This is a genomic window from Shouchella rhizosphaerae, assembly GCF_900142675.1.
Lineage (GTDB): Bacteria > Bacillota > Bacilli > Bacillales > Bacillaceae_D > Shouchella > Shouchella rhizosphaerae.
This window is the reverse complement of record NZ_FRBS01000003.1, coordinates 367,577-390,077: the sequence shown is the minus strand read 5'-3', so window position 1 is coordinate 390,077 and position 22,501 is coordinate 367,577. Positions and strand designations below refer to the sequence as shown.

The window sequence follows — 22,501 nt, the reverse complement described above, 5'->3', positions numbered from 1 at the left end:
GTGGAACGATTATGCAAGATGCATAATCGTTCTCTACTGATTGCCCTGTGGGTATTGTTTAAATGTTTCGATCGTATCTTGTAAAACATGTTGATAGCCATTACCAGATGGCAGTGAAGCAAAACGCTCAATATCTCTTATGCGAGCACGGTCGTTTGCCACGTATACCTCGTAAAAACGCGGCAGTGAAGCCGATGCCGCCAGTTTAACTTGTTCGGCCACTTCTTCTTCTGTCATTTGCTGTGCTCGATCTTCATACACAACGAGCGCATATTTGTCAGTGACAAGCGTTGCGGCTTCTTCAATTTGCTCAAGGCTAAGGACTAACCGGGTGACCACATCGGCAAGCATCCCTCTATCAACTGTTAAGGCGCCAACGGTATTGTTTGCCCGTCCTACTTCGTTTTCGGTATAGCGGGAAAACCCATAACCAAAATCTCTGCCTGTTTCCGCCATAAGTGTATCATTGTCCAATGTTTGCATGCGTTGTCCATTAGTATCGAGACCAGCATTGTTGCCTGTGCAAGCGCACAGCAATAGGAGGCTTGCCACAGCAGGCACAAAGCGATTCTTCATAAGAACCAGCTCCTTTCATTCATAGCATGCGCACTTTTAAGAAAAGCTAACTGTAACAAAATATGGCTAAAGGCAAGCATGTCTTTTGTTCCTATGGTAAAATAACAGCAGACCAATCCGATTTGAGGTGCGTACGATGGTGACGATTTCAGGCATTGAATATGAAGTCCTCGAAAACGAGCGCAATGGTTGGAATGAAGAGGCGTTCAAAGCGCGGTACAGCGATGTGCTGAACAAATATGATTACATCGTCGGCGATTGGGGCTACAACCAACTGCGGTTGCGCGGCTTTTTTGATGACAAAAACAAAAAATCAACATTCGATAAAAAAATAAGCACGTTACCCGACTATCTTTACGAGTATTGCAATTTTGGTTGCGCTTATTTTGTCTTGCGAAAAGTAAGGAAACAAGCTATGTAAACGGAGCGCCACTCCGTTTGAGGTTGTCGACAAAGTCGGCAAAATCACTCAGACTAAATAGAAAATGCTTGGCAGCCGAGGCGAACAACGAAGGATGCGAGCGTTTGGCTCCATTCTGAAAATAAAACGGAGCTTTGCTCCGTTTTATTTGTCGTGTGGTGGATGGTGATTCGGATACTTCCGGGGTAAGCCTGCATGAAGGTCTTTGTTTACATAATTAAAAGCACTATAAGTGCGCTGGCCTTCTTTCCATTCGGTTGTTTTATTCACGACCGGTTCCTCTTTTCCGACTGGTGCCCCGTAAGGCCCTTCAGGCAATTCTTCTGGAATAATATAAAGGTGCATTGCTTCGACATTCGTGAACTCGTCATACGCTTGTCGGGCTTTCCTTTTTGCCATCTGATCACCTCCATCCTCAGTCTGCCCGAAAAGTGGCAAACAATAGCTGGGAAAAGGAGTAGGTATCCATGTATTTTGTTGACAGGAAGCGCATCGAACAAACGCTTAATTATATGGAACATTTGTTAAAAATGATGAAGGAGGAGGCGTTTGGTACGAGCGACAAGGACCGCCTTGCATTAGAACGAACTGCTTCTGTGCTCATTGAAGCAGTCATTGACGTCGGCAACCAGATGATTGATGCCTTCATTATGCGTGATCCAGGGGGATATGAAGATATTATCGACATCTTGCTCGATGAAAAAGTCATTACAGACGAAACGGCAGCAGGGTTAAAACAGTTGATTCGCCGCCGTAAAGCGCTTGTCTATCAGTATGCAAGCTTAGAAGCGAACGACGTATGGAGCTGGCTCCAGGAAAGCCAGCCAAGTTTGGAAGCTTTCCCGCCTGCTGTCCGCCAATATTTAAAAAATGAACTTGGCGTCATTACCGCTTTTCTTCCAGATAAAGACACTCGTTAACGCATAGAGGTGGACAATGAAGACCTATAAAAGCTACTTATTTGATTTAGATGGGACCGTATATCATGGCAATGAGCCAATCGTAAGCGCAATCCATTTTATCACTAAATTGGCCAACAGCCATATTCCTTATGGCTTTGTTACGAACAATTCAACGAGAAGCCCCAAACAAGTTGCCAAAAGATTAAATGGAATGGGCATCTTAGCCGAGCCTTGGCAAATTATGACTTCTAGCGTAGCGACAGCCTCTTATTTACAAGCAAAAATGCCTCATTCCGCGCTTTATATTATTGGCGAAGAAGGGCTGTTTGAAGCATTGGCAGCCTTTGCGCAGACAGAAGACAAGCCTGATGCTGTTGTCATTGGGCTAGATCGGGCGATTACCCATGAAAAACTGAGCAAGGCAGCCCGCTTTGTGGCAAATGGAGCGGACTTGATTGCGACAAATCCAGATGCGATGATTACAACCGAGTCAGGGCTTGTTGTCGGAAACGGCGCCCTTGTAGCAGCGGTGGCGTACGCAACAAAAACAGAACCGATTGTCATTGGCAAGCCAGGAGCTGCGATTGTTGAAGCTGCCATCAAACAGTTAAAGCTTGACCCGCGTCACACTGTTTTTGTCGGCGACAATTATGATACAGACTTGCTTGCTGGCATTCATGCTGGCATCGACACGATCCATGTACAAACAGGAATCACAACCGATTTATCTGCGTATAAAATTCAACCGACATATAGCATCCCTTCTTTAGACGACTGGCCAATATAAAGGGAGCTTTGCCGGTCCCTTCGTTATTGGAAAGGGTGCTGTGTCCTTCGTCCGTTTTCCGGTAATTGCCTCTCAGCTAAGCCAGCCACGATCAATGTGGCTGGCTTATTCCGTGTTCGCTTTTCTATGGGCGAGCCTGCTTGAGGCGGCCGCAGCAATCGCGCCGACAATATCATCGAGAAATGTATGGCAAGCGCCTGTCGATTTATCGTTTAATTTCTTTAATATTCCTGGTTTTTGTTTATCAATATAACCATAATTCGTGAGCCCGATAGAGCCGTAAACGTTGACGATTGACAATGCGATAATTTCATCTACGCCATAAAGCCCTTCATCACGTGCTAAAATCTCTTGCAAAGGTGATTCCAAGCATTTCTTTTCAGTTAGCAAATCTAGTTGAATCCCCGTTAACACTGCATTTTGGACTTCCCGTTTGGAAAGAACACGTTCAACATTTTCTAAGCATAGCGCTAGTGATAAGCCAGGATGGTATTTTTCTTGCAGGAAGTACACGAGAACGGCGATGTCATGCAAACTGACTCCGCGATCTTGCAACCATTCTTTTGCCTTCTCTGCCACCGCGTCTTTTCCCATTATGTTCCTCCCTTAACCTTCTTTTTATAGTCTACGTGCAAGCACACATTTTATGCGATGGGCTCATAGACTAAAGGGATTGGAGCAAGGAGGGAACTACATTGCTGGAACGGAATTTGTATGACCAGTATAAGCTTTACTGTGACGAGCGTTTTACTGTTGGGCCGTATGAAGGTTTCAGAGCAAATAACCAAGCCTATATCATTTTGCCAAAGGATGAATGCATGGCCGAGGAAGTGGAGATGATGGCGTTTTGCGACTTCATGCGCCAAGCAGGCGATGAATCTGTCCTTGAACTTGTACCAAATCGCTTCAACCAGTCTTCCGCCTTAATTGATGGCGTTGAGGCCTACGTGTTCAAAGTCCCCGAATTTAACGAATTTCGCGGCGTCCGGATTCAATCGGAGTGGGATTTAGGGGAGCAGCTTTTTACATGGCATAAGCGCGGTCAACAAGGGCGCCAACATTGGAAAAAGGCTAGTTTTCCACCATGGCAAGAGCTATGGGCGACCAGGTTGGAACAGCTTGAAGATTGGTACCAAGCGCTCGTGAACCAAGGGCCCCAGACGACAACCGATGAAGCATTTCTCTGCACATATCCTTACTTTATGGGAATGACAGAAAATGCGATTCAATTTGCTGTTGATACTCAATTAGATGTTAAAAAGGAACTACATGATGAACCGACGATTTGCCATCGTCGGTTTGGAGAGACAAGTTGGCTTTATATGTCTGAACGGGGCCACATTGTCAAACCGCCTACTGCCTTTTTATATGACCACCCAGCACGCGATTTAGCCGAATGGATCCGTGAGAACAGGCCAATGGGGGAAACTAGGCAGAACTGGGAGCGGATCGCTTCATTTTTTGGGGGGTATGAAGAGTGGCAAGTGCTTACTCCCTATACGTGGCAAATGATGTATGCCCGCTTGATTTTCCCACTGCATTATTTTGAAGTGATTGAAAACTATTACCAAGCACAGCTTCCCCATGAACAACGTGAGTATGGAAAGCAATTCCAACAGTTGCTTGATCGGGAAACAAGCAATGCCGATTTCCTCGGAGAATTGGCAGAAGAGGCAAAACTAAGCCGTTACCCACAAATGCCATTGCTTGATTGGTTAAAAGGCCAGACTTTATAGAGCGTTGCCTAAAGTAATGCTTGAATTCGCAGGCAATTCCTTTTATAATGTCCATTATAAGAAAACACATGTATTTTATATAAGGACAGTGGGGAGTGTTAGTGTGGGGGAACGAGCGATTCAAGTTGGCCTTTTAGGCTTAGGGACGGTTGGCACTGGCGTAGTGTCGATTGTGGAACGGCATCAAAATGAATTGGCGCACCAAGCCGGAAGGCCAGTCGCGATAAAAAAAGCACTCGTCAAACAAATAGATAAAGTGCGAGGATCTGAAGTAAACGGTGTGGAATTGACAACAAATCCAGAAGATATTCTTGACGACCCAGATTTGGATGTTGTCATCGAAGTCATGGGCGGAGTAAACGAGACGAAGCAACTGCTTGAAAAAGCCATTCGCCAGAAAAAGCATATTGTTACGGCCAACAAAGACCTCATGGCTGAATGGGGTGCTTCGCTGCTCGCGCTTGCGGCCGAGCAAGGGGTGGACGTTTATTATGAAGCGAGCGTAGCTGGAGGCATCCCGATTTTGCGGACGATCACGGAAGGGTTGTCGGCTGACCGGATTACAAAAATGATGGGAATTGTCAATGGCACGACCAACTATATATTAACGAAGATGAGCCAGGAAAACCGCTCCTATGAAGATGTACTCAAGGAAGCGCAAGAGCTGGGGTTTGCTGAAGCGGATCCAACTGCTGACGTAGAAGGGCTGGATGCAGCTAGGAAAATGGCGATTTTAGCGACGCTCGGCTTTTCAGCGCCTGTCCAGCTTAGTGATGTCGCCGTGAAAGGAATCACCAATGTATCGGGCAAAGACTTGCATTTTTGCGAGCAACTCGGGCTTACGATGAAGTTGATCGGCGTCGCCAAAAGAGATGAGGGGCGGTTGGAAGTATGTGTTGAACCAACACTTTTGCCATCTGATCACCCACTAGCCAGCGTACAAAATGAATACAATGCTGTCTTTGTCCACGGGGAAGCCGTTGGCGAAACAATGTTTTACGGGCCTGGAGCTGGCTCATTACCGACTGCAACTGCAGTCGTAAGCGACCTCGTGTCGGTCATGAAAAATATGCGCCATCGCGTCAATGGCTACGCGGCCATGAAGCCATTGTACGAAGCAGTGTTTAAAGAAGAGCAGGAAAAGCAATCACAGTTTTTTATTCGCCTGCATGTAGAAGACCGAACTGGTACGTTTTCAAGCATTACGTCGTTATTTGCTAGATACGACGTCAGCTTTGAAAAGCTTTTGCAGCTTCCACTGGAAGAGGAACAAATGGCGGAAATTGTCATCATTACACATGTAACCAATCGTGCTGTATATAAGGAATTAATGGAAGAGCTTGAGCAGCTAGATGTGGTTAAAACGATAGCAAGCTCGTACCGAGTTGAGGGAGGAAAAGGATAATGGCTGCCTGGGCAGGACTTTTAAAAGAATACGGCTCGTATTTGCCGATTACGGAAAACACGCCGGCATTGACGCTTGGCGAGGGCAATACGCCTTTAATTAAACTCGAACATTTATCAGAAGAGTGGGGCGTAGAGCTTTATGTGAAGTATGAAGGGGCAAACCCGACTGGCTCGTTTAAAGACAGAGGAATGGTTGTTGCTGTCGCAAAAGCAAAAGAAGAAGGGGCGCAGGCACTTATTTGCGCCTCAACAGGCAATACGTCTGCGGCAGCTTCCGCCTACGGGGCCCGCGCGGGGCTTCGTTCAATTGTCGTCATTCCAAAAGGCAAAACGGCACTTGGGAAAGTAGCCCAAGCGGCGATGTACGGAGCAGAAATCATTGAAATTGAAGGAAACTTTGACCGCGCTCTTGCGCTCGTAAGAGAATTATGTGAAACGGAGCCAATTGCCCTTGTCAACTCGGTCAACCCATATAGGCTCCACGGCCAAAAGACAGCAGCTTTTGAAATTTGTGATGCGCTAGGGGCTGCTCCAGATGTATTGGCGATCCCTGTCGGAAATGCCGGAAACATCTCTGCTTATTGGATGGGCTTTAAAGAATACGATGAGTTGCACCAAACGGGCCGGCCGCGTATGCATGGATTTGAAGCGGAAGGGGCGGCAGCGATTGTGAAGCAACATGTCATTGAGCACCCAGAGACGATTGCCACTGCCATCCGCATCGGCAATCCGGCGAGTTGGAAATTGGCTGTACAAGCTGCGAATGAATCAAAAGGCGAAATCGACTTAGTGACGGACGAAGAAATTGTCGAGGCGTACCGGGAAATAGCGAAAAAAGAAGGCATATTTGCTGAACCAGGTTCATGTGCATCATTGGCTGGCTTAAAAAAACACATTCAAGCAGGGAAAGTAGCAAAGGGCTCCAAAATTGTCGCCGTTCTAACTGGCAATGGCTTGAAGGACCCGACAACAGCTATAGATCTTTCCAATGTGCAAACGACAACGGTTGAAGATTCAAAAACAGCGTTGGCCGATTACTTAATGGCCACAAAGCCGGCGGTCAAGTAAATGGCTTTTTCGATTACTGTTCCAGCCAGCACAGCCAATTTAGGGCCAGGATTTGATTCCATTGGCCTTGCTTTAAACCGTTATTTGCACTTGGAAGTTGAACAAGCAAGCAAGTGGTCGTTTATTTGTTCTTCGCCTGGCCTGGAGAATATAGGTACCGATAATTTAGTGACAAAAGCCGCTACGTTTGCGAGCAAAGAGTGGGGCAAGGTTTTGCCCCCGTGTCAAGTCGTCATGAAGAACGATATTCCTCTTTCAAAAGGATTCGGCAGCAGTGCCGCGGCAATTGTCGCTGGCATTGAATTGGCTGCTTCAGTTTGTGGCCAGTTTGCTTCAAAAGCGGAAAAGGCCCGTCTTGCTTCCTTATGGGAGGGACATCCAGATAATGTTGCTGCTTCAATTTATGGAGGCTTAGTGATTGGCACACATAGCGAAGAGTCGACGGAGATCCTTCATGTTGAAGCGCCAAACATCGACCTTGTTGCTCTTATCCCATCGAAGATATTGGCTACGAAAAAAGCGCGTGCGGTTTTGCCAGATATGCTATCGTACAAGGAAGCTGTTCAGGCAAGTTCAGTCGCCAATGTACTGGCAGCGGCACTTGTCAAGCAAGATTGGGAACTTGTAGGCAAAATGATGTTAGCAGACCGCTTCCACCAGCCTTACCGGCAGCAGTTGATTCCTCACTTGCCAGACGTTTGCGCTTATGCCCAGGCAGATGAGGACGCCTACGGTGCAGCGCTTAGCGGTGCAGGGCCTATTATTCTTTGCTTAGTAAAAGAAGGGAAAGGCGAGGCGTTTGCAAGCCGCCTTCATAAGCAATTTCCTGCCTGCCGTGCAGAAGTTATGCGCCCAGCTGTTCAAGGATCAGCCGTGTCGATTGCCCAAGCATAGTTTTTTACTTAAGGCTAGCAGGAGCGTTTGACAAACGATATGGACACGTAAAAGAAGCCGACCTTTTGGGTCGGCTTTTGTGTGCAAAACAGCAGCATGGAAACGATGCTGCTGTTGATTTTTAGCGATTAAAAAACTTGTTCAATCTCCGTAATGCCTGGTACTTCTTCAAGAAGAGCACGTTCAATTCCAGCTTTCAACGTAATCGTTGAACTTGGGCATGAACCGCATGCACCTAGAAGGCGAACTTTTACGACGCCATCTTCTACGTCAATCAGCTCAACGTCGCCGCCGTCACGAAGCAAAAACGGACGAAGCTTGTCAAGTACTTCTTGGACTTGCTCCATCAACTCAGTGCTTGTTTCCATTCGAACCACTCCTTTCTGCTTATTCTCCATTATAATAGGCGCGTTAAAAAAAATCCATGCATTGCTACCATCTTTCTCGATTTTTATCATACAGACGTTGCCAGATTTGCCGGTGCTCATGTAAGCTGTAAGGAAAGAATGGGGGAGAACAAATGGCTAAATCAATCATGTTTACCATTTATGGCGCTAAACAAAAATGTGCTTCTTGCGTGCATTTGCCTAGTGCATTAGATACAAAGGAATGGCTTGAAGCGGCTTTAATACGGAAATTCCCACAGGCGCCGCTTGAGTTTCATTATGTCGATATTGACGAACCGCAGTCATCGGACGAAAAACAGCGCTTAGCTGCAGCGATTTTAAATGAAGAGTATTTTTATCCGCTCGTCGTTTTAAATGGGGAAGTGGTTGCAGAAGGCAACCCGAATTTAAAAATGATTGCTGAAAAAGTGGAAGCGATTCTCGCCTAATAAACAAGCACACTGTTGTCAAACAGTGTGCTTAACAAGTCATCAACCGGAATGGTATTTGTACATCCACAGCACGCCGCTTTTTAGAATCCGCGGCACTCTGCCTGTAAGGGGTCTTTCACCCATCATGCCAAAGCCATGTTTTTTGCCAAGTGAACCGAGTACACCTTTTAATTTAATGCGTGGCAACGTCTCAGGCAATGCCTCGCCTTTCCATTGATGTTTTAAAATCGTTACAATTTGCTCTGCTTGTGATTCGGCAAGCTGGGCGCTTGGCGCATGAGGCAGGCTTGCACAGTCGCCGACAACAAAAACATCAGGATGATCTGGTATAAAGTGTTGGGGAGTCAAGACAATCCGACCAGAGCGGTCTTTTTCAACGTCAAGAGCGCGGACAACATCAACAGGCTGAACGCCAGCCGTCCAAATAACTGCATCGGTTGCGATGCGCTCGTCATGGTTGTAAATCGCCCCAGGTTCGACTTTCGTAATGTTGGAGTTGTTGCTGACATCGACTCCGTGTTCGACAAACCAGTTTTGCACATACGTGCTTAATTTTTTCGGAAACATTGACAAAATGTAATCGCCCCGGTCAAATAGGCGAATCGTCAAATCGGGCCGACTTTCCCGCAGTTCACTAGCAAGCTCAACACCGCTTAAACCACCGCCAACAATGGAGACGACTCCCTCTGGACGAACGTTGTTGAGCGCTTCATATGTTCTTCTTGTGGCGCCCATTGTTTGAATGCTGTACGTATACTGGTCAGCTCCAGGCACGCCGTGGAAATTGTCTGTGCAACCGAGACCAATGACGAGTTTGTCAAACGGAATCGACTCGCCATTGTCAAGGTCAATCGTTGAATCGTGCAAATGGATGGCCGTAACGGTCGCGTATTTGATGCGCAAGCGCTCATCTTCGGGAAAAGAGACGCGCAAATGATGGTCCGACGCTGTTCCGGCAGCAAGAGCGTAGTATTCGGTTTTTAAACAATGATAAGGGAGCTGATCGACAAGGATGATTTCCCAGTCCTTTGGCAAGTCGTTAGGCAATAACCGCTGTAACAAGCGCATGCCACCATATCCTGCTCCTAATACGACGAGTTTCTTCATGGAAAAAGGTCTCCTTCTTTTTGAAATGGTGCCAAAACTTGTCTCTACAAGTGTCATTATTTTTTCAACAAGACCGATGCAAGTTGGTTCATGGCGGAATGCATGCAACCCATAAGCAACATGGCTGTTAATAATGTGGGCGAGTAAGCTGTGGTCAATGGTGCCAGCAACCCACTCTTCTTTCGTTTCTTCTAGCAGCTGCTTCCAATGGGTGAGCAGGCTATCTTCGTGCTCAGCAGCATGTTTCCAAATGAGCACCGTTAATGTAGGGTGAATATCGTAGTCTTCCAATAAGTAGAGCAGGCTTGCCCGAATATTTGTTAGCAGTGGCTGGCTGCCAGCACCGATGGATTGACTGTTTGCCAGCAAGAGCAGCCGCTCTTCTGCAAGCGCATGCAAAATCGATTCTTTTGTAGGAAAATGGTTAAAAAATGTCCCCTTTGCTACACGGGCATGATTGGTAATTTCTTGTACCGTTGTAGAGTGAAACCCTTTTTGATGAAAAAGGGCCACGGCCGCATTTAAAATGGCCAAACGGGTCTTTTTCTTTTTCTGGAGGACGGCCATAATGGTCCACCAATAACAGTGGCGGGTTCACCCCCAATTTGTAAGGATATGAAAAAAGTGACCTCGGTCAGTTTTGATTATACCGATTGATGAGAGATCCGACAACCGTTTTTGAACGTTTTGTTACAAAATGAATGAGTGCTTCACTGTTCTGGGGGTCTTAAAAAGGGATGATTGACTTTAGTGGACAGACAGAGTAGCATAACGGTTGAGGTGACGCACATGAGACCGATTATCGAATTTTGTTTGAGCAACTTGGCAAGCGGATCACATGATGCGATGGAAGAGCTAGAAAAAGACCCGAATTTGGATATTATTGAATACGGTTGCCTCAACCATTGCGGCACATGTGCGCTCGACCATTTCGCTCTCGTTAACGGCGAGTATATAGCTGGAGATACCCCAGAAGAGTTGGTTTCCAATATTTATAAATATTTAGAAGAAAATCCTATGTTTTAAGTGCTGCTAGATAAGGAAGCTGCACCTACTTTGTTGCAGCTCCTTTCGATGATAAAGGAGCGATAAAATGGCCTTTTTACCATTTAGCCATACATGGCCTTATGAGCAGCAAGGCAAAGACTTTTATATTGAAACATGCCCTTATTGCCAAACGGAACACGTGCTGACTCCCCTGAAAGAAAAGGATGTCGCACAGGCAAAAGAGTCATTTAAAGTTCGCCTTGTCATGCCATGTTGCCATAAAGTGATGACCATTGTTGAAGCGGATGACGATTATTTTTGGGCAGACGAACCGTTAAGAAAGTGAGGATGAAAATGGAGTTCACAAAAATGCACGGCCTCGGCAACAGCTATATTTACATCAATCTATTTAAGGAACATTTACCCGAAGAGCGCTTAGCTGAAACAGCAGTTTGGCTAGCTGATCCGAACCGAGGGATTGGCAGTGATGGGATGATATTGATTGGCCCTTCCACTTCATGCGCGATAAAAATGCGTATTTTTAATAATGATGGATCGGAAGCGAAAAATTGCGGGAATGGGTTGCGTTGCGTCGCAAAATATAGCTACGAACATGGGTTGGTTCACGAAAAGGCCTTTTCGATTGAGACGCTGGGCGGGCCTGTTTTTGCTACTGTGGAGGTAGACGAGGAAGGGCGTGTTGGAGCAGTCGCCATCAATATGGGACAGCCACGTTTAACAAGGCAGGCCATTCCAATGATCGGTGAAGGGGATAAGCCTGTTGTCGGCGAAAAGCTAGAGGCAAATGGCGAAACAGTTCAAGTGACGGCTGTTTCGATGGGAAATCCTCATGCAGTCATGTTTGTAGAGCAAATCGAAGAAGCGCCTGTTGAGTCGCTTGGCCCTGTGATCGAAAAACATTCTGCATTCCCAGATTGGGTTAACGCCGAGTGGGTAGAAGTAGTCAGTGAAACAGAACTTCATTTTCGTGTATGGGAACGAGGTTCAGGCGTTACGCAAGCGTGCGGCACAGGGGCGTGCGCCGCAGTCGTCGCCAGTGTGTTAAATGGGTATGCGAAACAGGGGGTACCGGTAACGGTCCACTTGCTTGGCGGCGATCTGACAATTGTATGGCAAGAGAATGGCGATGTGCTCATGCGTGGGCCAGCAGAGTATATTTGCACAGGGAATGTCTTTCTTTAACGGATGCTTTAAAAAGCCTGTTCCGCACGTTTGCGGACAGGCTTTTAATCTGTTAATAGCGTTTTATTTCATTGTAGAAAGTGTCGCGTTCAATTGGTGTTTTGCCAGCTGTTTTGATCATATGAATCAGTTCTTTTCTCGTGATGCCTGCAGACGTTAATGCGCCAACAGAATGGGAAATTCGTTCTTCTATTAATGTGCCATGGATGTCGCTGGAGCCAAAAGTCAACGCCATTTGCGTCAATTGAACGCCAATGTTAATCCAGTACGCTTTTATATGCTGGAAATTGTCGAGCATAAGGCGGCTGACCGCAATCGTACGCATATCATCGTATGCAGACGTACGGCGGTTTAAGCCTGCCTTTACATTGCGCGGCTGCATCGCTAGAGGGATGAAAACCATAAAACCATTTGTACGGTCTTGCAAGTCGCGGACGCGTTGCATATGAATCAAGCGCTCTTCTTTCGTTTCAACTGAGCCGTAAAGCATCGTTGAATGAGTGCGCAAGCCAAGGTTGTGAGCGGTTTCGTGTGCTTCGAGCCATTGGTCTGTTGATGCTTTATCCGGGCTCATAATAGCACGATAGCGCTCGGTCAAAATTTCTGCACCGCCTCCAGTTAAAGTGGCCAGCCCCGCATCCATGAGCGTTTGGATTACTTCTTTCATAGAAATGCCAGCAAGGCGTGAGAAAAATTCAATCTCTGCCCCTGTATACGCTTTAATCGTCACTTGCGGGTAGTGCTTTTTCAACGTTTTTACGGTATTCACATAATACTCAAAACCGACTTCATTGTTGTGACCGCCAACGATATGAAATTCGCGGATGTTGTCGTTCCAACGATCTTCTACATATTTTAATAGCGCTTCTTCATCCATTGTATAAGCGCCTTCTTCGCCTGGTTTGCGCTTAAAGCCACAAAATCCGCAGTTGGCTTCACACACATTCGTTGGGTTGATATAAAGATTCTCGATGAAATAAACGTTTTGCCCGTTTTTTCGCTCGTTGACGATATTAGCCAATTGTGCAACTCCGAGCAAATCAGGCGTTTCATATAAAACAAGGCCATCTTCTATCGAAAGGCGCTCGCCATGCAACACTTTCTCTTTCACTTCTTGAAGCTTCGTGTCTGCAAGTAGTACACTCATCTTCATTTCCTCCTTTTGGAACAATTCACATTCACATCGTGTTCCCTTCAAATCCGTACGAACCTATTATACTACTACCATTTTTAGAATGAAAGGAGCGTGAACCAAACTCCAGCGCAAAAGAAAACATTACAAACTAATAACAAATGGAAGATTATCGTTGCGTGGCAAGGGGATAATCTGTAAAATGTAGGCAATATGCAAAAAGGTGAATAGTGATAATAGTGGGGTGGTCGTATTGCGTTTAACATATGAGGCTTGTCTAGAAAGGCTAGAGAGCCTAAGGGCTAAAATGCTCATCGCAGCAAAGCAGTACGGCATGTCACATCCTATTGTGTTAACATATAGCAAAGAAATTGACTTAATTCATAATTACTTGTTAGAAATGGAATCGAAGCGTTCGTTTCCGAAAACTTGAGTCTTCTTACAAAACCCTCTATACTGTAAGAATAAAGAAGGGAGGCATGTGGAATGATTACTCTTACGGATTCGGCTGCAAGCCAAATCGAAGCAATGAAAAAAGAGGAAGGCGATGCGTCCCTCATGCTTCGGATTGGCGTAAAAGGGGGCGGCTGTTCGGGCCTTTCCTACGCAATGGGTTTCGACAATGAGCAAGACGAAGAAGATACGAAAATCCATGTCAATGGCATCGACGTCTTGATCGACAAAGAAAGCGAGCCAATCGTAAAAGGATTGGTGATCGACTATAAACAAAACATGATGGGCGGCGGCTTTACACTCGATAATCCAAATGCGATTGCCAACTGCGGCTGCGGCGCATCTTTCCGTACAGCTGCCAATGCAGGAACGCCGGAAGATTGTTAAAAAAACGTTGTCAGCAAAGACGAGCGTTTGTCTGGGGCTTCCTTTAAACTGAAATACGTTTGGGAAGATTGAATAGAACGATATGTACAGTCTAAACGGGCGGCAGAATCTCTCTGCCGCCCGCTTTTTAAGTTTCAATATAACGATTAAACCGTTTTTCTAAGTAGCGTTGCAACAGAGACAACAGTGAACAAATACCCCAATAAATCAAGGCAGCAACGACTAGAACGGTAAAATAATTAAATTCCCTGCCGCCGACGATCCGAGCTTGGTACATGAGCTCAGGCAAAGCAATCGTGGACGCGATTGACGTCATTTTAACCAGGCTTAAAAAAATATTGCTAAGCGGCGGCAATGCAATACGGACCGCCTGTGGCAAAATAATATGCTGCATGGCTTTTGCTTTTGACAACCCTAGGGAAGCGGCTGCTTCATGTTGTCCACGGTCAACGGCAGCCAAGGCGGAGCGGTTCACTTCAGCGACGTACGCCGACGTATTCAGGCTGAAGCCTACAATAGCTGCAGCTACTGCGCTTAGCTGAAACCCAAATTCCGGCAAAGCGGCATATAGTAAAAACAATAAGAGCAAAATCGGCACACCACGGTTGAAAGAAATAAACAGCATACACGGTATGCGAACATATGCTTGTTTTGACATACGTCCAAGCGCTAGTATAAACCCGAACACGAGTGCAATGGCCATGCTAATTACAGCCACAAAAAGCGTATATTGCAAGCCTTTTAAAATAAACGGAAAGGATTCAATGGCAAGGTTTAGATCAAATGAACGCATCTGCCAACATCCTATTGAAATTCAATATCATCAGGCAATGTTGTGACATCCTGGCCGTTAAAAAACTGTTTGGACAACTCACTGGCAGTGCCATCAGCAAGGAGCTGTTCAAGCGCTTCGTCGACTGCCTCTTTCAGACGGGTCTCTCCTTTTGCCATCATAAATGCTTGTTCACTCGGGTCGTAAAAGAGCGTTGGGTGGACAACGACGTCTATGTCTGGCATCGCCTCAACTGTAATAGACTGCAAGTAAAAGTCATTTAAAATCACATCCCCTTGCCCTGTTTCAACTGCACGTAAGTAAACGTCATTGGTGACATTGTCAAAGAACAAAGGCTCTGCACCATACGATTCCGCTTTTTGCATATACGTCGTTGTTGGCGCTCCTAGGGCAATTTTGCCATCTAGGTCTTCTAATGTTTCAATGCCAGATAAATCATCGGCACGTACAATCGCACTTCCGTAAGAAAACTTATATGGCAACGAGAAGTCAAAGTTCTTTTGCCGTTCCTCGGTAATGGCTAAACTGTTGGCAGCAAGGTGCACCCGTCCGCTGTTTAGCGCTTGTGTCATCGTTTCGACGCCTATTTCTTCAAATGTCACATCGACGCCGAGGAGATCAGCTACTTCTTTAACAAGTTCGACTTCAAACCCTGTCAGTCCATTATCGTCATCATGGTAGGACGTCGGGAATAAAGTCCCTGCAGTGGCAACGACGATCGTTCCCTTTTCTTCGATTGCATCCCATGCTTGGTTCTCGTCGCTCGCGTTTTCTTCAGCCGGCTCTCCTCCTTGGCAAGCGCTGAGCAAGGCAGCAGCAGCAAGCCCAATGTAAGGAAACAGTTGCTTTTTCATCTATCATTCCTCCTGAAAGTATACGTCCTTTGTTAGTATGGGGATAAACGGACGAACAATCAAGAAACTTGTTTCTTCCATTATAAATAAGGCCAACAAATATAATCTTGTCGCGACAAAAACGACGAAATTGCATTTTTCTTTTATTGAAGGAGATGCTAAAGGCGATTAAGATGAAGCTCGAGAGATAGCACTCATCCATTTTTATGATTATCATTCTAAAGGAGGAAATAGAATGGCTGAAAAAGGGAGCATCCGTTCTCGAGTACAAAAATTTGGCAGCAATTTAAGCAGCATGATCATGCCAAATATTGGGGCTTTCATCGCGTGGGGCTTACTCACAGCAATTGCCGTGCCGTCTGGCATTGAGTTGTTCGAAAGTTTTGTTAGCCCGATGATCACCTATTTGTTGCCGCTGTTAATCGCTTTTGCCGGCGGACGTCTCGTCCATGATTTTAGGGGCGGTGTTGTTGGCGCCACCGCAGCGATGGGTGTCATCGTTGCAGCGGATATGCCAATGTTTATCGGGGCAATGATTATGGGGCCTCTTGGTGGATATGTCATTAAAAAGTTTGACCAAGTAATGGAAGGGAAAATCAAGCAAGGTTTTGAAATGCTTGTCAATAACTTTTCTGCCGGGATTCTTGGTGCCGCTTTAGCTTTATTTGGCTCTTTAGCGATCGGACCGCTGGTCGCTGCCTTTACACAAGTATTAGAAACAGGCGTTGACGCTATGATTAGCTGGGGCGTCTTGCCGCTCGTTTCGATTTTTATCGAACCAGCTAAAATTTTGTTTTTAAATAATGCAATTAACCACGGCGTCATCGGCCCAATTGCTGCTGGGCAAGTCGCTGAGTACGGCAAGTCGATCCTTTACTTGCTTGAAGCTAACCCTGGCCCAGGGATGGGTATCCTTCTTGCTTATATGATTTTTGGGAAAGGTGCGTCCCGTGCCTCGTCTTATGGAGCAGGAATTATCCATTTCTTTGGCGGCATCCACGAAATTTATTTTCCGTACGTGCTGATGAAGCCATTGTTGATCGTAGCAGCTATTCTTGGCGGAGCAGGCGGTATTTTCACTTTGTCGCTGTTTAATGCTGGATTGGTGAGCGTTCCGTCTCCTGGAAGCATTATCTCCATTTTATTGCTTACAGCGTCGGATAGTTATGTGGGCGTCATTTTAAGCGTTCTTGTCGCAACGGCGATTTCGTTTGTTGTCGCATCCATGATCCTCAAGTTTGACCGCAAAGGCGAGGAAGAGAATTTAGAGGAAGCACAAGGGAAAATCAAAGAAATGAAGGGGAAAACGACCGCTGCGGCTGAGCCGGAAAAGACAGCTGAGGTCGACTATGGAAAGGTATCATCGATTATTTTTGCTTGTGACGCAGGAATGGGATCAAGTGCGATGGGCGCTTCGATTATGAAAGACCGCGTTAAAAAAGCAGGGCTTGAAGGCATCTCGGTGGCCAATACAGCCATCAGCAACATACCGGATAGCGCAGATCTAATCATTACACACAAAGATTTAACGGAGCGGGCCAAACAAAAACAACCGAATGCGCTCCATGTATCGGTTGACAACTTTATGAACAGCCCTCGCTACCAAGAAATCATTGAGAAGCTGCAAGAAGCACACGCACAAGAGGAACAACAGCCTACAGACAAGCCAATTGAAAAAATTGTGTTTGCTTGCGATGCAGGTATGGGTTCTAGCGCAATGGGCGCTTCACTTTTAAAAGACAAGTTTAAAAAAGCGGGCATTACGGGTATCCATGTATCGAATACAGCCGTTAGCAACATTCCAGCAGACGCGGATCTTGTCATCACCCATAAAGACTTGACAGAACGAGCGAAACAAAAACAGCCTGATGCTGAACATCTATCCGTAGAGAACTTCTTAAGCAGTCCCCGCTATGACGAGCTTGTGGAGCGTCTAAAATAAAACGACATCCCCTTTAAGGGGATGTTGTCTATTTATTTAATAGGGAAGGGGGGGATGAGTGTGCATATGACGGCAAGAGAGCGCGTCTTGCTGCAGGCTTTGCTTGCTAACGAGCAAGGATTGACATTGCAAGAGCTAGCTGATGTGGCCTCTGTTAGTGTACGCACGATACAACGAGATTTGCCAAGTTTAGCGAAAGTGGCCGCGAATCATCAGCTCTCATTACACAGAGGCCATTTTCTTGTATTAGAAGGGGCGTCTACGTATAAGCTAGCGTTAAAGGAGAAGCTACAAACGATCAATGCCGGTGATTTCACGAGCGATGAACGTGTAGGGTTACTATTGGCCCTGCTTCTAGATGCCAATGAACCAGTTAAGCTGTTCGCTCTTGCTAAAGAGTTGAACGTCACGCCTGCCACTGTTGGCAGTGACTTGACAAAGGCGGCCGAATGGCTGGAACAGTTTGGCATTAAATTGATCCGTAAACGGGGCTACGGCATTGCTGTAAAAGGCACGGAAACGAATATTCGCCAAGCGATGTCGGCCATTTTATCGGAAAACCTCACGGAGGAAGCATTTTATGAAGCCGTCTATTCAGGCCAAATGCAAAATGAAGTCGCTAGCCGTCTTTTGCATTTTGTTGACTTAGAAACAATCCGCCTTGTCCAGTCGACGATACAACGTGTGAAAGAAAAACATTTTGATGACATGGCTGACCAATCTTTTATTGCTCTTGTCGTCCATGCCACTTTAGCGATTGAACGAATTAAGCAAGGCGAACAAATTAGAATGGACGCGGGCCAGCTTGAAGCATTGCATAAGGAAGATAGCCTGCCGGTTGCACAGGAGTTAGCCGAAGCGCTTGCGCAAACGTTCCAAATAACGATTCCTGAAGCAGAAATTGGCTATTTAGTCATGCATTTGCGTGGCGCGAGAATTGGGCATATACAAGGCGAGCCGTTTGAGCAGTCCAATGCAGAATTGGCAGGCAGATTAAAGCAGTTTATTGCCGGAATGGAACAGGATTTGTCTGTCTCTTTAGCTGAACCGTCCTTATTCCAAGGGTTGCTCGCTCATCTGAAACCTGCTCTCTACCGGGTGAGGCAAGGAATGAAGATCCATAACCCGCTGCTTGAAAAAGTCAAAGCCGATTATGCTGCTCTGTTTGCCGTAACAGCTAAACAAGCAAGTGAGGCGTTCGCACCCCTTAAGCTGCCTGAAGAAGAAATTGGTTTTTTAACGTTGCATTTCGGGGCTGCCCTTGAGCGGCGCAAACGATCCGTGTCTTTATCAGCATTGGTTGTATGTTCAAGCGGAATTGGTTCGGCCAAAATGTTGGCGAGCCGTATTAGACAAGAATTTCCCGAAATTTCCTCTATTACAAACGCCTCTTTGTTTGATTTGGACAAATATGATCCTGCCAACTTTGATTTGTTCATTTCAACCGTCAAGGTGGAGACGAATAACAGGCAAGCGCTCCGTGTCAGCCCGATGTTAACTGCTGACGAGGCAAGTTTAATTAAAGCAAATATCGATGAGCTTTTAAATGAGCAAACGATCACGGCGGCGCCGACTATTCGCACAAACGTGGAAGAAAAGCGCTCATTTGCAGACATTAAACGGATGGCATCCTTTATCGACTCTTTTTTACAGTCTGTTCGTCTTGTTGCTGTGGATGAACTTCTTGCAGGGATTCGTGTTTATTGCGACATTCTTGAAGAAGAAGGGGCGTTATCCGAGGCCAAACAAGTGTATGATGCGCTGCTTGCGAGGGAGCGGCTAGGTGGGATTGGCATTCCTGGTACAGGGTTGGCCTTGTTCCATACTCGTTTAAACGAAATTAAGCGGCCTGTGTTTGTCTTTTTGGATCTAAAAACAGAAGCGCAAGTTGCTTCAATGGCTGATGGCAATGAACGCATTAAACGAGCGATTCTTATGCTTGCCCCTGAAGCTTTAGCAGAACAGGAGCTTGCGTTTATGAGTTTTGTTAGCATTTTGCTGATTGGATCAGATGACGAAACGGCACTTTTCTATCAAGGGAGAGAACGCGAAATTACACAGTTTCTTGAACAAAAGTGCCGCGAGTTTATGATATCGTATATAAATGAAGGAGTGGACCAATCATGAGCATTTTAAAAGCAGAGAACATTAAAATTGGTGCGAGCGTGGGCTCGAAAGAAGAAGCGATCAAACTTGCCGGACAAGTGCTGGCTGACCAAGGCTATGTGAATGAGCAGTACATTGACAAAATGTTTGCCCGTGAAGAATTGACGTCTACTTATATGGGGAACTTGCTTGCTATTCCCCATGGGACAGAGGATGCCCGAGAGGATGTTACACAGTCTGGCTTATCGATTTTATTGCTAGACCATGAAATTGACTGGAATGGCAACCCTGTGCAGCTTGTCATCGGCATTGCTGGCAAAGGAGATGAGCATTTAGAGATCCTTTCCAAAATAGCGATTGCGTGCTCGGAAGAGGACAATGTCAGAGCGCTTCTCCAAGTGAAAACAGCTGAAGACGTACTTGACTTTTTTTCAGGAGTAACAGAATGATGAAGGCTGTTCATTTTGGCGCAGGCAACATTGGCCGTGGTTTTATTGGCGCATTACTGGTCGATGCAGGTTATGAAGTAACGTTTGTTGATGTCAATGAGAAAATCATTGATGCCCTGAACGAGCGGAATGAGTACAAAGTAACGGTTGCGGGCGAAAGAAAAGAGACTGAGACGGTTACAAATGTGCGTGGAATTAACAGCAAAACAAATGAAAAAGAAGCGATTGACGCAATTGCCGAAGCGGATATCGTTACAACTGCTGTAGGACCGACTGTTTTGCCCTATATTGCTAAGACGATTGCACAAGGATTAAAACAACGGACTGCAAGTAAGCCAGTCAACATGATTGCCTGTGAAAATGCAATCCGGGCGACTTCTCAATTGAAAAAAGACGTTTTGTCCCATCTTTCTGAAGAAGAAACGACAGCCTTGTTGAAGGATGCTGGCTTCGCTGATGCTGCTGTCGATCGGATTGTGCCGAATGTCCAATCAGATGATATTCTTCATGTCACAGTAGAACCTTTTTTTGAGTGGGTCGTCGAAAAGCCTGCTCTGAAAGGAGATGCTGTTCAGCTCGGCAAAGCAGTGCTTGTTGAGGATCTAGCTCCATACATTGAGCGCAAGTTATTCACAGTTAACACTGGGCACGCGGTTGCTGCTTATGTTGGCTATCGCAAAGGAAAGAAAACGATTAAAGAGGCTTTGGCGGATGATTATATTAAACACCGTGTCCGCGGTGCTCTTAATGAAACGAAAGCGATGCTTGTAGAGGAATACCAGTTTGATGCCGAAGCCCATGAAGATTATATCGACAAAATTCTTCTCCGTTTTCAAAACCCTCATCTTGAAGACTTGGTTGAACGAGTTGGCCGCGGCCCTATCCGTAAGCTGGGACCAGCAGATCGCCTCGTTAAACCTGCGAAGTATTTAGCTGAAAAAGGGCTTCATCCTGAGTCTTTGGCAGAAACGATTTTTGATGCCCTTCACTTTTATGCGGAAGGGGATCCAGAAAGCGAGGAGCTGCGAGCCCTTGTCGATGAAAAAGGGTATGTGGACGCGTTCTGTGAAATTTCTAAATTAGAAAAAGATCATCCGCTTGTTGAAATCGTCGCTAAAGAGTAGATGGCTTTGGCGAGGGCCTAACAGAAAACGTAAAAATGAAAAGAAGCCAGTCTGGGCGTTTCCGCTGAAACTGGCTTCTTGTATGTTTTAAAACAGGCTTGTTGAATGTCCCGGGAATGCGCGAGCCGTCGGGTCAATGTATACTTTCGCATTGTTGACAGCGGTAGGCGCTTCGCCAAAACCGGTAGCAATTAATTTAATTTTGCCGTCATACGTGCTGACGTCGCCAGCGGCATAAACGCCAGGAATGTTTGTCTCCATTTTGGTGTTAACTGGAATCGCATTTTTGCGGATTTCAAGCCCCCACTCTTTAATTGGTCCTAGCGTGGACACGAAGCCAAAGTTTACGATCACATCATCAACAGCAATCGTTTCTGTCTGATCTCCTTTCACTTCTGAAAAGGTTACCGCAGTGACGCCGTTTTCGTCGCCATGAAGTTCTGCCGTTTCATAGGGCGTCAAAATTCGTACAGACGATTTTTTAAGCAAATCGACGCTGTGCTCGTGGGCGCGGAAGGCGTCACGGCGATGGACGAGCGTCACTTCTTTGGCAATTGGCTCAAGCATGAGCGCCCAGTCAACAGCTGAATCGCCGCCGCCAATAACGACAACACGTTTGCCTGTAAAAGCACTTAAGTCGCGAATAAAATAATGGATGTTTTTGTCTTCGTAGAAGTCAGCTTTTTCGACTTGGAGTTTACGCGGGGCGAATGCGCCAGCTCCGGCTGTAATCAATACCGCTTTTGTATAATGGATATTGGCATCAGTAGTCAACACAAACGTTTCATCTTCTTGCTTTTCAAGCGTTTGCACCGCTTCTTCTAAAACGATTTCTGGCTGAAACTGTTGCGCTTGGGCAGTCAGTTGATCAACCAAGTCCTGCGCTTTTACTTTTGGAAATCCAGCAACATCGTAAATGTATTTATCAGGATAAAGGGCCGAAAGCTGTCCGCCAAGTTGAGGCATGCTTTCGATCACTTTTACTTTCATTTTGCGCATTCCTGCATAAAAGGCAGCGAATAATCCAGCAGGACCGCCACCGATAATAGTTAGATCAAACATGTCTTTCTGTTCTTGCAAAACCTCCACCCCCAAGTGAAAATGAAATCCTTTCTCATTATACATGCACTTTCAGGCAAATACAAAGGACAGGTCTGTTTTTCCTTGCACCTATCCGTTTTTGTCGATGGAAAGAAACATGATAGAAATAGTGGTTACTTTTTTTTATAGGGGAGTTGAAATTTGAACAAAAAACGAATATGATTAAAGTGTTAGAGATTGTGGCGAATTATTGAAAATGGGCATTATCTGAAAGAGAAAGTGAAATGAATCACA

The 22,501-nt window shown here is 45.9% G+C and carries 26 protein-coding genes and 1 pseudogene; 17 read left to right on the top strand and 10 right to left on the bottom strand.

The features are described 5' to 3' along the window. Window positions 1-33: 33 nt before the first annotated feature. Window positions 34-576, bottom strand: coding sequence for a YhcN/YlaJ family sporulation lipoprotein (locus tag BUC05_RS11015; protein WP_073304693.1), 543 nt, complete (start codon window positions 574-576; stop codon window positions 34-36). Window positions 577-712: 136 nt separating this feature from the next. Between BUC05_RS11015 and BUC05_RS11010 the strand changes: the two genes are divergently transcribed. Further along, window positions 713-997: a YutD family protein gene (locus BUC05_RS11010; protein WP_011247790.1), complete on the top strand. Its 285-nt coding sequence runs from the start codon at window positions 713-715 to the stop codon at window positions 995-997. A 144-nt stretch (window positions 998-1,141) separates the two neighbouring features. Here BUC05_RS11010 and BUC05_RS11005 read toward each other — a convergent pair whose 3' ends face one another. After that, window positions 1,142-1,396: a hypothetical protein gene (locus tag BUC05_RS11005; RefSeq protein ID WP_011247789.1), complete on the bottom strand. Its 255-nt coding sequence runs from the start codon at window positions 1,394-1,396 to the stop codon at window positions 1,142-1,144. A 68-nt stretch (window positions 1,397-1,464) separates the two neighbouring features. On the opposite strand from BUC05_RS11005, the gene BUC05_RS11000 reads away from it, so the two are divergent. Beyond that, window positions 1,465-1,917, top strand: coding sequence for a DUF86 domain-containing protein (locus BUC05_RS11000; RefSeq protein ID WP_063609003.1), 453 nt, complete (start codon window positions 1,465-1,467; stop codon window positions 1,915-1,917). A 16-nt stretch (window positions 1,918-1,933) separates the two neighbouring features. Beyond that, the gene (locus BUC05_RS10995; protein ID WP_073304691.1) at window positions 1,934-2,686 is read left to right on the top strand and encodes a TIGR01457 family HAD-type hydrolase; all 753 of its coding nucleotides are present in this window, start codon (window positions 1,934-1,936) and stop codon (window positions 2,684-2,686) included. 105 nt (window positions 2,687-2,791) lie between these two features. On the opposite strand, the gene BUC05_RS10990 is transcribed toward BUC05_RS10995, so the two are convergent. Next, window positions 2,792-3,280: a phosphatidylglycerophosphatase A family protein gene (locus tag BUC05_RS10990; RefSeq protein ID WP_011247786.1), complete on the bottom strand. Its 489-nt coding sequence runs from the start codon at window positions 3,278-3,280 to the stop codon at window positions 2,792-2,794. A gap of 101 nt (window positions 3,281-3,381) precedes the next feature. Here BUC05_RS10990 and yutH point away from each other — a divergent pair, with 101 nt between their 5' ends. The 4 genes from yutH (at window position 3,382) to thrB (ending at window position 7,791) form a co-directional block, all read left to right on the top strand. After that, window positions 3,382-4,422 carry a spore coat putative kinase YutH gene (gene yutH / locus BUC05_RS10985; RefSeq protein ID WP_035202699.1) on the top strand — a complete coding sequence of 347 codons (1,041 nt, stop codon included), beginning with the start codon at window positions 3,382-3,384 and terminating at the stop codon, window positions 4,420-4,422. Between the two features lie 103 nt (window positions 4,423-4,525). Continuing rightward, a complete protein-coding gene (locus BUC05_RS10980) occupies window positions 4,526-5,827 on the top strand; it encodes a homoserine dehydrogenase (protein WP_073304689.1) in 1,302 nt (433 codons plus the stop codon). Further along, window positions 5,827-6,897, top strand: coding sequence for a threonine synthase (thrC, locus tag BUC05_RS10975; protein WP_011247783.1), 1,071 nt, complete (start codon window positions 5,827-5,829; stop codon window positions 6,895-6,897). Before BUC05_RS10980 ends, thrC begins: the two co-directional genes overlap by 1 nt. Next, a complete protein-coding gene (thrB, locus tag BUC05_RS10970; RefSeq protein ID WP_073304687.1) occupies window positions 6,898-7,791 on the top strand; it encodes a homoserine kinase in 894 nt (297 codons plus the stop codon). A 128-nt stretch (window positions 7,792-7,919) separates the two neighbouring features. On the opposite strand, the gene BUC05_RS10965 is transcribed toward thrB, so the two are convergent. Then, window positions 7,920-8,159, bottom strand: a complete 240-nt coding sequence (locus BUC05_RS10965) for a NifU family protein (protein WP_011247781.1) — start codon at window positions 8,157-8,159, stop codon at window positions 7,920-7,922. Between the two features lie 152 nt (window positions 8,160-8,311). Here BUC05_RS10965 and BUC05_RS10960 point away from each other — a divergent pair, with 152 nt between their 5' ends. Continuing rightward, window positions 8,312-8,626: a YuzD family protein gene (locus BUC05_RS10960; RefSeq protein WP_011247780.1), complete on the top strand. Its 315-nt coding sequence runs from the start codon at window positions 8,312-8,314 to the stop codon at window positions 8,624-8,626. A gap of 42 nt (window positions 8,627-8,668) precedes the next feature. On the opposite strand, the gene BUC05_RS10955 is transcribed toward BUC05_RS10960, so the two are convergent. Together BUC05_RS10955 and BUC05_RS22140 are read right to left on the bottom strand one after the other, a co-directional pair. Further along, window positions 8,669-9,736 (bottom strand): NAD(P)/FAD-dependent oxidoreductase, encoded by a 1,068-nt coding sequence (locus BUC05_RS10955; protein WP_041824716.1) that lies wholly within the window; start codon window positions 9,734-9,736, stop codon window positions 8,669-8,671. Window positions 9,737-10,135: 399 nt separating this feature from the next. Continuing rightward, window positions 10,136-10,303, bottom strand: a pseudogene (locus BUC05_RS22140) (TetR/AcrR family transcriptional regulator); the annotation flags it as partial. Between the two features lie 222 nt (window positions 10,304-10,525). Here BUC05_RS22140 and BUC05_RS10950 point away from each other — a divergent pair. The 3 genes from BUC05_RS10950 to dapF all read left to right on the top strand — a co-directional run bounded on the left by BUC05_RS10950 (window position 10,526) and on the right by dapF (window position 11,926). Then, on the top strand, window positions 10,526-10,762 hold the full coding sequence (locus tag BUC05_RS10950; RefSeq protein WP_011247778.1) for a YuzB family protein: 237 nt from the start codon (window positions 10,526-10,528) through the stop codon (window positions 10,760-10,762). Between the two features lie 67 nt (window positions 10,763-10,829). Continuing rightward, entirely contained in the window at window positions 10,830-11,069 is a 240-nt protein-coding gene (locus BUC05_RS10945) for a hypothetical protein (protein WP_011247777.1), read from the top strand. A 2-nt stretch (window positions 11,070-11,071) separates the two neighbouring features. Next, window positions 11,072-11,926, top strand: coding sequence for a diaminopimelate epimerase (gene dapF / locus BUC05_RS10940; RefSeq protein WP_437183794.1), 855 nt, complete (start codon window positions 11,072-11,074; stop codon window positions 11,924-11,926). 52 nt (window positions 11,927-11,978) lie between these two features. On the opposite strand, the gene mqnE is transcribed toward dapF, so the two are convergent. After that, window positions 11,979-13,073 carry an aminofutalosine synthase MqnE gene (gene mqnE / locus BUC05_RS10935; RefSeq protein WP_011247775.1) on the bottom strand — a complete coding sequence of 365 codons (1,095 nt, stop codon included), beginning with the start codon at window positions 13,071-13,073 and terminating at the stop codon, window positions 11,979-11,981. Window positions 13,074-13,281: 208 nt separating this feature from the next. Between mqnE and BUC05_RS21930 the strand changes: the two genes are divergently transcribed. Together BUC05_RS21930 and BUC05_RS10925 are read left to right on the top strand one after the other, a co-directional pair. Further along, a complete protein-coding gene (locus BUC05_RS21930) occupies window positions 13,282-13,491 on the top strand; it encodes a Spo0E family sporulation regulatory protein-aspartic acid phosphatase (protein WP_306344753.1) in 210 nt (69 codons plus the stop codon). A 53-nt stretch (window positions 13,492-13,544) separates the two neighbouring features. After that, the gene (locus BUC05_RS10925) at window positions 13,545-13,898 is read left to right on the top strand and encodes a HesB/IscA family protein (protein WP_011247774.1); all 354 of its coding nucleotides are present in this window, start codon (window positions 13,545-13,547) and stop codon (window positions 13,896-13,898) included. A gap of 127 nt (window positions 13,899-14,025) precedes the next feature. Here the strand turns inward: BUC05_RS10925 and BUC05_RS10920 are convergent, their stop codons facing one another. Next, complete coding sequence (locus tag BUC05_RS10920; RefSeq protein ID WP_073304683.1) at window positions 14,026-14,691, bottom strand: amino acid ABC transporter permease; 666 nt, start codon at window positions 14,689-14,691, stop codon at window positions 14,026-14,028. A gap of 11 nt (window positions 14,692-14,702) precedes the next feature. After that, window positions 14,703-15,545 carry a transporter substrate-binding domain-containing protein gene (locus tag BUC05_RS10915; protein WP_073304681.1) on the bottom strand — a complete coding sequence of 281 codons (843 nt, stop codon included), beginning with the start codon at window positions 15,543-15,545 and terminating at the stop codon, window positions 14,703-14,705. A gap of 235 nt (window positions 15,546-15,780) precedes the next feature. Between BUC05_RS10915 and BUC05_RS10910 the strand changes: the two genes are divergently transcribed. The 4 genes from BUC05_RS10910 to BUC05_RS10895 are packed head-to-tail and all read left to right on the top strand — an operon-like array spanning window position 15,781 to window position 21,166. Further along, window positions 15,781-17,487, top strand: coding sequence for a PTS mannitol transporter subunit IIBC (locus BUC05_RS10910; protein WP_073304679.1), 1,707 nt, complete (start codon window positions 15,781-15,783; stop codon window positions 17,485-17,487). A 54-nt stretch (window positions 17,488-17,541) separates the two neighbouring features. After that, window positions 17,542-19,614 (top strand): BglG family transcription antiterminator, encoded by a 2,073-nt coding sequence (locus tag BUC05_RS10905; protein ID WP_082111905.1) that lies wholly within the window; start codon window positions 17,542-17,544, stop codon window positions 19,612-19,614. After that, window positions 19,611-20,042 carry a PTS mannitol transporter subunit IIA gene (locus BUC05_RS10900; protein WP_035202695.1) on the top strand — a complete coding sequence of 144 codons (432 nt, stop codon included), beginning with the start codon at window positions 19,611-19,613 and terminating at the stop codon, window positions 20,040-20,042. The genes BUC05_RS10905 and BUC05_RS10900 overlap by 4 nt, the downstream gene beginning before the upstream one ends. Beyond that, window positions 20,042-21,166, top strand: a complete 1,125-nt coding sequence (locus BUC05_RS10895; RefSeq protein ID WP_011247768.1) for a mannitol-1-phosphate 5-dehydrogenase — start codon at window positions 20,042-20,044, stop codon at window positions 21,164-21,166. Before BUC05_RS10900 ends, BUC05_RS10895 begins: the two co-directional genes overlap by 1 nt. A gap of 87 nt (window positions 21,167-21,253) precedes the next feature. Here the strand turns inward: BUC05_RS10895 and BUC05_RS10890 are convergent, their stop codons facing one another. Next, complete coding sequence (locus tag BUC05_RS10890) at window positions 21,254-22,291, bottom strand: NAD(P)/FAD-dependent oxidoreductase (protein WP_170969634.1); 1,038 nt, start codon at window positions 22,289-22,291, stop codon at window positions 21,254-21,256. Window positions 22,292-22,501 lie beyond the last annotated feature (210 nt).